This window comes from Pseudaquidulcibacter saccharophilus (assembly GCF_019455445.1).
GTDB lineage: Bacteria > Pseudomonadota > Alphaproteobacteria > Caulobacterales > Aquidulcibacteraceae > Pseudaquidulcibacter > Pseudaquidulcibacter saccharophilus.
Genome location: NZ_JAHWUS010000004.1, coordinates 71297 through 84053, shown reverse-complemented (window position 1 = coordinate 84053; position 12757 = coordinate 71297). Strand labels below are relative to the sequence as shown.

At 39.4% G+C, this 12757-nt stretch carries 7 protein-coding genes; 3 read left to right on the top strand and 4 right to left on the bottom strand.

Annotation, left to right across the window (positions count from 1 at the left end):
* Positions 1 to 8 precede the first annotated feature (8 nt).
* Positions 9 to 3203 carry an efflux RND transporter permease subunit gene (locus KXV15_RS11770; protein WP_240008403.1) on the top strand — a complete coding sequence of 1065 codons (3195 nt, stop codon included), beginning with the start codon at positions 9 to 11 and terminating at the stop codon, positions 3201 to 3203.
* A gap of 389 nt (positions 3204 to 3592) precedes the next feature.
* Here KXV15_RS11770 and KXV15_RS13570 read toward each other — a convergent pair whose 3' ends face one another.
* Both KXV15_RS13570 and KXV15_RS11765 read right to left on the bottom strand, forming a co-directional pair.
* Positions 3593 to 3739 (bottom strand): hypothetical protein, encoded by a 147-nt coding sequence (locus KXV15_RS13570; protein WP_420830588.1) that lies wholly within the window; start codon positions 3737 to 3739, stop codon positions 3593 to 3595.
* 201 nt (positions 3740 to 3940) lie between these two features.
* Positions 3941 to 4927: a helix-turn-helix domain-containing protein gene (locus KXV15_RS11765; protein ID WP_240008402.1), complete on the bottom strand. Its 987-nt coding sequence runs from the start codon at positions 4925 to 4927 to the stop codon at positions 3941 to 3943.
* 105 nt (positions 4928 to 5032) lie between these two features.
* Here KXV15_RS11765 and KXV15_RS11760 point away from each other — a divergent pair, with 105 nt between their 5' ends.
* Both KXV15_RS11760 and KXV15_RS11755 read left to right on the top strand, forming a co-directional pair.
* Positions 5033 to 7663, top strand: coding sequence for a YadA-like family protein (locus KXV15_RS11760; protein ID WP_240008401.1), 2631 nt, complete (start codon positions 5033 to 5035; stop codon positions 7661 to 7663).
* Between the two features lie 200 nt (positions 7664 to 7863).
* Positions 7864 to 9525, top strand: a complete 1662-nt coding sequence (locus KXV15_RS11755) for an amidohydrolase (protein WP_240008400.1) — start codon at positions 7864 to 7866, stop codon at positions 9523 to 9525.
* 438 nt (positions 9526 to 9963) lie between these two features.
* Here the strand turns inward: KXV15_RS11755 and KXV15_RS11750 are convergent, their stop codons facing one another.
* Complete coding sequence (locus KXV15_RS11750; protein WP_240008447.1) at positions 9964 to 10599, bottom strand: anaerobic ribonucleoside-triphosphate reductase activating protein; 636 nt, start codon at positions 10597 to 10599, stop codon at positions 9964 to 9966.
* A gap of 14 nt (positions 10600 to 10613) precedes the next feature.
* A complete protein-coding gene (locus KXV15_RS11745; protein ID WP_240008399.1) occupies positions 10614 to 12545 on the bottom strand; it encodes a ribonucleoside triphosphate reductase in 1932 nt (643 codons plus the stop codon).
* Between the last annotated feature and the right edge of the window lie 212 nt (positions 12546 to 12757).

Here is a 12757-nt window from a genome sequence, read left to right as displayed (position 1 = left end):
GGCAAAACATGTTTGATAAAATCATCGACCTTTCGGTTAAATTCCGCGCTTTTATAATAATACTTGTCGCAGCGATTGCTGGATTTGGCTTGTTTCAATTATCCAAATTACCTATTGATGCCACGCCAGATATAACAAATAAACAAGTAAGAATAACCACAAATGCGCCATCATTGTCACCGGAGCAAATTGAAAAGCAAGTAACATATCCTTTGGAAACATCGTTACAGGGTATTGTCGGGCTTGAAAGCACCAGATCGCTTTCTAGAAACGGTTTCTCGCAAGTTATCGCGGTGTTCAAAGAAAATACCGACATTTACTTTGCGCGAAATCAGATAAATGAAAGAATTAGTCAAGCCAAAGAAAATTTGCCCCCCGATGCGGAGCCAAAACTAGCCCCAATAACAACCGGATTGGGTGAAATTTTTATGTGGACGCTTGATTTCGCCCCCCCAAAAAGTGCCAATGACATAAAATCAGGCACAGCAGGATGGCAAAATCAGAATGATTACTTAACTCCCGAAGGAGAATTACTTTCGACACCGGTACAAAAGGCAACTTATCTTAGGACTTTACAAGATTGGTTGGTCGCACCCCATATGCGCACCACAAAAGATGTTGCGGGAGTTGATACCATCGGCGGTTATGTTAAAGAATATGTCATAGCCCCAGATGTTGCAAAGATGCAGGCATATAATATTGGGTTCGCCGATTTGGCAAGCGCACTTGAAAACGCCAATACACAGGCTGGTGCCGGCTACATCCAAAAATCTGGCGAAGCAATTATTGTCCGTGCCGATGGTAAGGCGCAGTCAATTAACGATCTTGCTGATACACCTATTAAATCTAATAACGGACTAATATTAAAAATTGGCGATATTGCCAATGTCGCAATTGGTCAAGCACCACGGATGGGTGCCGCAACATTAAATGGCCATGAAGTTGTTATTGGAACCGCATTAATGCTAACGGGGGCCAATAGTCGGACCGTTGCACATGATGCACGTAAGCAGCTTGAGAGCTTGGAAAAGTCGCTACCGCCAAATATCACGGCGACCCCAATTATGGACCGAAGCATATTGGTAAATTCGACCATTAAAACCGTTGAACGCAACCTTCTTGAAGGTGCATTATTGGTAATTGCGGTTTTATTCTTTGCGCTTGGCAATGTTCGCGCGGCGCTTATCACTGCATTAATGATACCATTATCGTTTTTAGCAGCAGTGATTGGGATGCACTATTTCAAAATAAGCGGCAATTTAATGAGCCTTGGAGCTTTGGATTTCGGGCTCCTGGTCGATGGTGCTGTCGTGGTTATTGAAGGAACATTGCTTGCGCTATCACAAAAGGCACAAATACTTGGGCGTGCTTTATCAATATCTGAAAGGATTGAGGCAGCAAGTCATAGTGCCAAATCAATGGTAAAACCTACATTATTCGGACAATTAATCATTCTTTTGGTTTATGCACCTTTATTAACACTTGAAGGCGTTGAAGGAAAAATGTTCCAACCAATGGCAGCGACTGTTATGCTTGCGCTCTTGGGGGCATTTATTTTCTCCTTCACCTTTATTCCGGCAATGATTGCAATTTTTGTGCGCGAACCGAAAATTGGCTATAAAAATCATGATAAAGAACATGAGACCTTTATTATTAAAAAAATGCGTCTGGTGCTTGATCCAGCAATTACATGGTCAATAAAACGTCCGCGCCAGATTTTTCTGGTTGCAATTGGCGCATTGATTGTTGGTTATGGCTCATTCTCAATGCTCGGGCGTGAATTTATTCCAAAACTTGATGAAGGGGATTTGGCAATGGTTGCCCTAAAGCTCCCTTCGATTTCGCTTGAACAATCTGTTTTAATGCAAGCAAATTTGGAAAAGGAAATTAGCAAACTTTCAGAAGTTGACCGTTATTTTGCAAAAACCGGTACCGCAGAAGCGGCAACCGATCCAATGCCTATAAATCTATCTGATGGTGTTATTATTTTAAAACCTAAAAAAGAATGGCAAAATCCAAATTTATCAAAAGAGGAATTAATTGAAAAAATCGAAACCCTTGCAAATAAACAATTAGGCATGAACTATGAAATCAGCCAACCAATCGAACTCCGGTTTAATGAGCTTATATCAGGTGTTCGTGCGGATTTGGCAATCAAAGTTTATGGTGAGGATTTTACAACTATTGCCAAAACCGCAAATGAAATTTCAAAGGTTATAAATTCAATTGACGGTGCATCTGACCTTCGGATTGAACAGATTGGAGGACAACAAACCCTAGTGGTAAATGTTGATAGATTGACGGCTTCTGCTTATGGTATTCCTGCAAGAGAAGTTACCGAAAGTGTTGCAACTGCAATCGGGGGGCGCGCCGTTGGGCAAATATTTGAGGGTGACAAACGCTTTAATGTTTCAATCCGTTTGGGTGAAAATGAACGAAACAATCCTGAAATTCTTTCCTCAATGCCATTGCCGACACCAAGCGGACAAAGTATAAATTTGGGTTCTGTTGCAAAGTTACATTTAATTGATAGCCCGAACCAAATTAGCCGTGACAATGGGAGCCGCCGCATGGTGGTGCAAGCCAATATTAGAGGGCGCGATTTGGGCGGTTTTGTTACCGAAGCCAAAAAACAAGTAAGTGAAAAAGTCCAACTCCCCGCCGGCGTTCGACTTGAGTGGGGAGGACAGATTGAAAACTTACAACGTGCCGAAGCAAGACTACGCATCGTAATTCCTGTGGTCGGGTTGTTAATTTTCCTTTTGCTTTTCATGGCACTTGGATCAATTGCCGAGGCAGGTCTGGTATTTGCTTGCGTTCCATTGGCATTGGTTGGTGGGGCCTTAACATTACTGTTGCGCGGAATGCCGTTTTCCATTTCTGCGGCGGTTGGTTTTATCGCGGTTTCGGGTGTGGCGACATTAAATGGCTTGGTTTTAATGCAATCCATTCGTCAAAAACTTGAAAGTGGCCTTGAACCGCAAACCGCAGTGATTGAAGGTGTATCATCACGGCTGCGTGCAGTTTTGACCACTGCATTGGTGGCAATCGTCGGCTTTATACCAATGGCAGTCGCGCATGGTTCCGGGGCAGAAGTGCAAAAACCACTCGCAACCGTTGTAATTGGTGGATTGATAAGCGCAACGATTTTAACACTTATTGTTTTACCAACATTTGTTGCAAAAACATTGCGAAAGGCATGATTAATTAGGGCGGCTTAATTGCCGCCCTCTTTCAAAGCTTGGAAATAGTTACATTCAAGCTCGTTATAATTAGCTAAGCCGTTTTCGAAGATATTTATCTATTGCTTTGGCTTCAGTGGTTGCAATACCTGCGATTTCTGAAAATTCAAACCAATTGGCCACGGCTTGTCCATTGTCCTAATGGATTATAAGCATAGGCAACATCAAAAGCCGGTGATAATCTCCATTCACCTACCCTGTTTGTGGATTCCACGCTAAAATTGCTTTTGCCCTGACTCCGCCCGCCGAAGTAACAACACGTATTATATTTTCTAATTCTTTTCTATCATCTTCCCCTGTGAGATTTCAATACAAGCTTTCGCGACTATGCAAGACTTCATTGGCAAGTTTTACCAACTCTTCAATTTCCAATTTTGTGCCTTATCATAAACATTGAAAATGTTTGGCTGGAACTCAAGCGCCCCCATCCCTCTTTCACCAATATAGCAAAGTCGTTCAACTGGATTAAATGATCTCGCCTCGCGACCCTGCCTTATAAGCCAAGCATCAATTATTGCATTTTATTGTAGAATATATTTACCATAAAGAGCAAGCATATTAACTATGGTTCTCTTTGTCTATATTATGCAAATAAATCCAGTAAGTTTATATCCCAGCATCGCCTTAAGCCCGACTTCAACATTTGACGTAAAGTAACTATCACGTCACGAATGCTTGAAAGTGGTGGCGTCTTTTATTTATTTTAGAGTTTTTAGCGCTTCATTGGCACGCAATACTTGTGGGCTAGTTTTGTGGAACTGGATGAAGTTTTTGTAAAAATTTGAATAATCATTATACCCGCAAAAAAAGCTTATTTTTTCCAATGACATATCGGCATAAGCAGGATCATAAAGCATTTTTAATGCCCTATTTTGTCTAATTAAATGCAATAATGAAATAAAATTAGTGCCAGATTTTGTCAAAATATGCTGCACCATTCGGGGCGATAATTGAAGTTTACGAGCAATAAACTTAACATCCAATTCAGCATTATTTAGATTGCGCCTAATTATCCGATTTATTGCAAGACGCCTTGCCGATATAGCGCTTTGTTCTGATCGTTCAGTTTTAATAATTTTTGCTCCAAGCCAAAAAGAAGCAAGTTTGCTTATATGATTTGTGATTGCGTTGATTTCACAATCTGTAAAATTATTAGCTTCACATACAAGCATACAACAATAGTTTTTTAAAAGCTGAAAACGCGAATTATTTATACTGCCCTTGGTGCCGATGAAATCATCGACAAAATCTATCCATTCATCATATGGCTCGCGGGGCAATATAAGGCAAACAACTTCACCAGATTTTGAACCATCAAGAATTTGTGGAAATTCTTGTGTAAGCAAAATTCCTTCATTGGGCCCAAGGAAAGTTTCCTTTCCCAATTGCACAACGCGCATATCGCTTTTACCGGTATTGAAGAAAAGCATTATCCTATCATCCATATCGCGGACGATATGTTCGTGATTTCGTTTAAGTATAAGCGAATTGGCGCTGCTTGTGGCAATCATTGTTCCTGAAGGCGCGCTTAATTCAACAAGACCATTAAATCTTATTTCTTTATCAGGAATTATTGCTTCACCATTATAGCCACCGTGTAATAGGGCATTCGACCATTCAATCGCCCTTTTTGTGGGGTTGAAGTGTGCTGGTAATTCGTCTGAAGAAAAGATTAATTTCTGCATGTTTATCCCAATAACAAATATGCAATAGCATTGCGCAATCGGCAATGGAACAAGATTCTGTCATTTACTATGCAACATCCATTAATTTAAAGGATGACATAAGCAATGACTAAAAAATCGGCGTTTCATATATTAAAAATTTCCATTCCCGCATTATTAATTGCAATGAATGCAGATATTAATTCCGCAAATGCACAAGTCGCTATTGCAGGTGGTACGGCAACCCATGGTTCAGATACTGCTGTCGGAAATGGTTCACAAGCTACGGGTGATAATTCAACCGCTTTAGGGTCTGCGGCACATGCAACCGGTCTAAGTTCAACGGCCATCGGTGATGGTACAGAAGCGACAGGTGAAAAATCTACGGCAATTGGCCAACAATCGCATGCGTATGCCGAAGGTTCGACTGCGGTAGGGCAGTTTTCATCTGCAAACGGCACATACTCAATAGCTGCCGGTAAAAATTCTAGTGCATCTGGCCAGAATTCTAGTGCTTTTGGCACGTTTTCAGATGCATCAGGCATGAATTCAATTGCAATTGGTGGCATGGCCTCAGCTAGGAGTGCGGATTCAATTGCGCTTGGCTATGGTTCTTGGGCCTACGGAAGTTTTTCAACTTCCATTGGCACAAACTCAGCAGCAATGGGATCTTCATCAATCGCAATGGGCGATAAATCGATAGCAAACGCTGATTTTGCAAGTGTATTTGGGGCAAGCTCTAAGGCATTTGGATATAATTCCAATGTATTTGGCGCAAACTCTAATGCCAATAGTGCATGGTCAAATGTTTTTGGAAATTATTCAAACGCAACTGGCGATTCTGCACTGGCTATTGGCAGCGGAACAACCGCGAATGGTGATTTTACAATCGCAATCGGTGCTTCAAACGCAATTGGAATAAATGCAATTGCGTTTGGAAACCATGCCTTATCAAATTCAAGAGGCGCAATATCTTTTGGTAATGATGCTAAAGCCTATTATGACAATAGTACTGCAATTGGATCTGGCGCAAAGGCAGGTAGCTATGTTTATGACGCGCCAACAAATACGACTACGTTATTTGGGCTTGGCGCTACAGTTTTCGGAAGTAATGCCACTGCCCAATTTAATTATAGTTTGGCGCTTGGTTACAGCTCTAATGCTTTAGGCGTAAATTCAACCTCCATTGGTTCATTTTCAGTTGCAGATTTAGACAATTCCTTGGCAATTGGTTCTTCGGTTCACGCATATGGTATAGATAATAATGCCATTGGTTACTTTACAAATGCAGGAGGAACTAATTCAGTGGCATTAGGGAATTATGCTAATGCAGGTTATTTATTTGATATTGTAAACGGCATAACCACCCTGTTTGATAATACCACTGCGATTGGCACTAAGGCGAATGCATTAGCGAATGGCGCAAGCGCCTTTGGTGAAGAAGCCAATGCATCGGGGCAAAACTCTATTTCATTAGGTTACTTATCAAATTCAAGTGCAGGGGGCGCAACGGCATTGGGTATGCAGGCTTCTGCAAGTGGCATTGGATCTACTGCAACAGGACAGGGTAGTTTTGCTGGTGGTGAATACAGCTCTGCTTATGGCTTTCAATCTGAAGCATCATCTATTCAAGGAATTGCAATTGGCAATAATGCTTATGCACGTGGATACATTGACTCTTTGGCATTGGGTTCCGGCGCAAAGGCAAATAATAGTTCGTCTATTGCAATTGGATCTACTGCCAATACCAATTCCGACAAAGCGATTGCAATCGGTGATAATGCGGCAGCTTCGGCTTTTAATTCTATTGCGTTGGGTGCAAATTCATATACTGATCGCCAATATGCGGTTTCAATTGGGCGTGGTAACGGCATAGGCGAAGGGTCATTTTTACGTCAATTAACTAGCCTTGCTGACGGCACTCAAGATACTGATGCCGTTAATCTACGACAATTAAACAACGCCCTTGCAGGGATTGGTGCATTTGGTGGCGTTAATTATCAGCCACAGATAGATGCTTTGAATGCCAATTACGCCATGGTGATTAGCAATTTAAATAGCCATGAAGCGCGTATCGCATCACTCGAAACAGTTAATACAACGCAACAAACGCAAATAGATTCATTGTCAAATGCTTCAGGAGGCGTAGGTACTGATAATAGCGCGGCAATAAACACACTACAAACATCAGATACAAATCAGAACAATCAACTAAATATACATAGTGCACAAATAGCAACCATTCAGGAAAAAGATGCCGCCCAAGATGTGGTTTTGACTAATCATTCTAATCAAATTTCTGCTTTACAATCATCTAACGTTACACAAAGTCAAACGCTTGTGGCGCATACAAATCAGATTACAGCATTACAGGCTTCGGACGTAACTCAAAATCAAGCTATTGCAACACACACAAGCCAGATTAATAGTTTGCAAGTAGCAAGCGCAAGTTATGCAAATCAAATTTCAAATTTACAAACTGATGTATCAAATTTGAATAAAGTATTGGGTGAAAATCGCAATGAAGCGCGCCAAGGCATTGCAATGGCAATGGCAATGGCACCCGCCCCAATGCCCTCTGCGCCTGGTAAAACAACTTATAGCGTAAATTTCGGAAGCTATAAAAGCGAAGGCGCATTTTCCGCATCATTTGCACACCGAATTAATGCGCCAACTAATTTAGCCGTTACATTTGGTTATTCAACAGCAGGTTCTGGAAATTCTGGCGCTCGAATTGGTATAGCTGGTGAATTCTAATTTCAATTATGAGGCGGCCATAGATAACATACAGATATGTAGTAAGATACGCCCCATGAATAATTATTTCAGATATCAAAAAACACTTGTAATTCAAAAAATATATAACCTAAATATAAAACAACACCAACTTGCGGGGAATTTTTATGGCTCTAAAACTTAGCAATAAGCACTTTCGAAATTTTATATTTACCGGCCTTATGACTATGGCATTTATTGCTATTTGTAATAATGCGAAAGCGGATGAAATTACGCCGGACATTATCCTCTTCAATGGCAAAATATTCACCGGTGATGAAGTAAAAAATGCGACTGCAATTGCCATCTCTGGCAATATAATTTCTGCGGTTGGACTTGATAATGATATTAAAAAATTTGCATCGTCTAATACGAAATCTTATGACCTAAAAGGACACTTAGTAATACCTGGAATTAATGATGCCCATGTGCATTTGTCTGTGTGGCCTAAATCAACATACTTCCTTGAAACGCCAACTTTCGATCCATCTTGGGAAGAAGTTGCGAAAGAAATAAATAAAGCTACTGCCTTAAAAGATAAAGTATCCTTTATTTTTGGCACGATGGGTCCCAAGATTTTTTATGATACCAACATTAATCGTCAATCACTTGATAAAATCGCACCAAATCACCCTTTGATTATTTTGATGTTTGATGGTCATTCCGCTATTTTAAATTCAGCCGCACTGGCAAAATTAGGATTTGATGAAAAAACGCCAGATCCAATTGGTGGCAAGTTTGAACGTGATGCCAACGGTAAATTAAACGGAATATTACGTGAATATGCTGTTACTTCTGAATTAAACACACATTTTGCGGCTGTAACATCAGAAGACGATTCGGTCCGTGCCTTAAAAATACAACTTAATCAGGCAATATCGTTTGGCATAACAACCATTCAGGATATGCCAAGCGACATGAGCGTGACGCGTAGTATTGAATTATTAGAAAAGTCACAAACGCCGATTAGGGTTCGTGTAACACGTATGAATCATACAACAAAAGATGGTTTTGATTTAAATACTGATCAAGTAACACCATCATCCAAAAACCCTTTAATCAGGACAAATGGCACAAAGTGGATAATTGATGGCGTAGTATTTGAAGGCAGTCTTACACCGCGTGAAGATGCAAAAACCCTATTTGGTAAAGATGATGGTCCCTATACAGTTACCAATTTACCAATATTATTTAATAGCAAGCAAATTGAGAAATTATTACAAGATTCACTAGAGAATAATTATCAAATCCAATTCCACATTTTTGGCAGACCTGGGGCGATTGCAGTTTTGGATGCTATGGACAAGACTGGTGGCCCAAAAATATGGGCAGGTCGCAGGGTTAGATTTGAACATGGTGATGGTATCACACCAGATTTATTAGACCGCATAAAGGCAAATGGCATTATAGTCTCTCAACAAGCAACCCACCTCGATATATCAGAGGTATCGGCAGAAAAAGGGGCAATTATAGCAAAAAATATTCAAGACAGCAAAGCACAGCCTTTGAAATCGCTAATTGATAAAGGAATACCCGTAGTCTTGGGTTCTGACGGCCCTCTTAACCCATATATTGGAATATTATTGGCAAGCGTTCACCCTGATAATCCAGAAGAAGCCATAAGTCGTGAACAAGCATTATTGGCATATACAAAACAATCTGCATTTGCAGAATATCAAGAAGCTGTAAAAGGAACGCTTAGCGTTGGTAAATTAGCTGATTTGGCAGTTTTGTCAGATGACATACTAACCATTGCGCCACCTGAATTACCAAAAGTATCGTCGGTCTTAACTATTATTGATGGAAAAATTGTGTATGACGCAAAAAAGCTGAGTGAGAATTAAGCTGATACTGTAAAAATTATTCAAAAAGGATCGGGTTACCATACGAAAACGACCTAGGACAAACAGATTTTTTAATGCAAATAATTAAAGAATGCATAATTTCAGATTTATGTATTACGCACGTAATAAGCCCATATTTGGGGCGTTATGTTAAGTAATTGTAATTATGTGGATATTTGGGTGCGGGGGCAGGATTTGAACCTGCGGCCTTCAGGTTATGAGACGGATTATACTTTAAGCAACCACTTGTTTTTATTGTGATATAGTTTCATTTATAAAGTTAGTGAGCCCATAAGTGCGCCTAAGCATAGTTCAATAATGAATTATTGCCATTATTAATTCAGTTCAAACTTGGGAGAATTTCAATGTGATTTGGTGAATAAAAAATTAAATTCTGATACTTAGACATAAGATTATTGCTTATCTGGGTTATTTCTTTTATCGCCTCCCGCCCAAAACGTCACTTAGCGTGTTACCGCCAATAAAATTTTGTAAAATAAGAGGATTAAAAATAGCTCTATCTTTCAGGAAATTCTGCATTTCCACGATGTCAGAAACAAGCAATTGATTTGGGTCAACAGTTGTTCGAACTTCAAAGTCAATATCCGAAGAAATCAAAATATCTAAACTTTCGACAAACTTATCAAAAGAGTTTAATTTGGTGACCGCCTCAAATTTGTGATTGGGTGCTTTAAAATCGATTGCGACATAATCGACCAAGTTTAATGAAATGGCTTCTCTCACAACCTGAGGGTTAGACCCATTTGTGTCTATCTTCACTTTAAAGCCAAGTTCCTTAATCAAGGAAGCAAAGGCAATAAAATCTTTGGCAAGCGTGCATTCACCACCTGAGAGAACTATTCCTTGAAGCAATTTTGAACGTGAATTTAAGAAACTGACGACATCTTCGAATCTAAGAGGTCTATATTTTCCCAAAACCAGATCAGGATTATGGCAGTAAGAGCAACGCATATTACAACCCATAAACCAGATAATCGCCGCAATGTGATCTGGAAAATCTTGAAAAGTAATAGGCGTAATGCTAGCTATTGGTAATTTTAATGACTTTTGCACCAAAGTTTTCAACCCTAGTTTGAATTTGGCTCGACATAATGCTTACGCTCATTATGCTCACCTTTTTTGCCAAGATTAAAACTTGAAACTGGCCTGTGATACCCCATAACTCTTGTCCAAACTTTTGTCTCTTCGCCACATTTTGGGCAATGTGCTTTTTCTCCTTTAATGTATCCATGGGTTGGGCATACTGAAAACACTGGGGTTATTGTAATGTAGGGCAATTTAAAGTTTTCGATGACCGTTTTAACAAGCTGCTTACATGCTTCACCTGAAGAAATTTTCTCACTCATATATAAATGCAATACCGTTCCACCAGTATATTTAGTCTGCAAATTGTCTTGCAACTGCAAGGCTTCGAACGGATCTTCTGTATGATTTACAGGAAGCTGGCTTGAATTAGTATAATATATATTTGCCGCCTCACCGGCTTGCAAAATGTCGGGAAATCGCTTTTTGTCTTCTTTTGCAAACCTGTATGTTGTCCCCTCTGCTGGGGTTGCTTCAAGGTTATAAAGATGCCCAGTTTGTTCCTGAAACTTTCTAAGTTCATCACGCATTAAATCTAAAATGTCTTGCGCAATTTTAATTCCTGCAGGCATTGATACGTTGATTTCATCGTTGCTAAAATTGCGTAATAATTCATTCATTCCATTAATCCCAATTGTGGAAAAATGGTTGTTGAAATTTCGTAAATATCGCCTTGTATATGGATAGAGACCTTGATCATACATTTCTTGAATAAAAATGCGCTTCTTCTCCAAAGTGGATTTAGCGATTTGCATTAATTCAATAATTTGGTTTTTTAGACCATTCATGTCACCTTTGAATTTATAACCAAGCCTTGCAAGATTGAGGGTTACAACTCCAATGGAACCTGTCATTTCTGCTGAGCCAAACAGGCCATTTCCGCGCTTCAATAATTCTCGTAAATCAAGTTGCAACCGACAACACATGGAACGAACTGCATGGGGTTCATATGCGTTAGGATTTTTTATTCTTGTGCCATTTTCATCAGATAAATATTGGCTGCCAATGAAATTTTGAAAATATGAACTTCCGATTTTCGCTGTATTATCAAAAATAGCCTTCGTAACTTTTGAACCCCAATTGAAATTCTCCATTATATTAACGGTTGGAATTGGGAAAGTAAAAGGTTGGCCATTGGCATCACCTTGTGTCATTATTTCATAAAATGCTATAACCAACATTTCCATTTCAGGTTTGAAATCTGCGTAAGTTAGGTCTTCAGGATTATTAATTCCTCTTTGCCTAATTCTATTTTTTAGCTCATCAGAAATGTCTTCACCGAAAAAATGATTATAATTTATTGTGGGTGCTTGAATGGCAAGATCTGGCGGAACATCAATATCAAAAGTAATATTAGTAAATGGGCTTTGTCCCCATCGAGCGGGAACGTTCAAATTATATATAAATTGCCGAAGCGCTTTCTTAACTTCACGAGAGCTCAAATTATCCTTGAATATATATGGCGCTAGATATGTATCAAATGAGCTAAACGCCTGCGCGCCCGCCCATTCTGATTGCAAAATCCCCAAAAAGTTGGCGATTTGCCCCAAGGCTTCACGAAAGTGTTTTGGCGGTGAACTTGCAACCTTGCCCTGCACGCCATTAAACCCCTCATTTAGGAGAATTCTTAAACTCCATCCTGCGCAATAACCAGTTAGGCAATCAAGGTCATGGATATGAATATCGCCTTCCCTATGTGCTTGACCTTCTTTTTGATTATAAATTTTATCTAGCCAATAATTTGCAATTATTTTACCTGCGCAATTATTTATGAGGCCAGCGTTCGAATAATCTGAATTTGCATTGGCATTGACACGCCAATCTGACCGAAAAATATATTCAGAAATCGCTTCGTTACAATCAATTTTGGTTGAATTTGAGCTAGTTTTAAATTCAATTGCTTGGTTTTTTAACATTGTGAACTCACTATATATGGGGTTTAGTTTTAGTATCACCACTATATATTGTGATTCGCTAAATAATTATTGACATAAATCAATTTCTATAAAATTTCTAAACTTTTTTTGAAAACCGCTCATTTGTAAGAATTAGGAAATAAATTGGAAGCATTAAAATAAATGAGAAACTTAATAAGGTTGCGGCAAATAAATAGATAGAAGAGGACTGA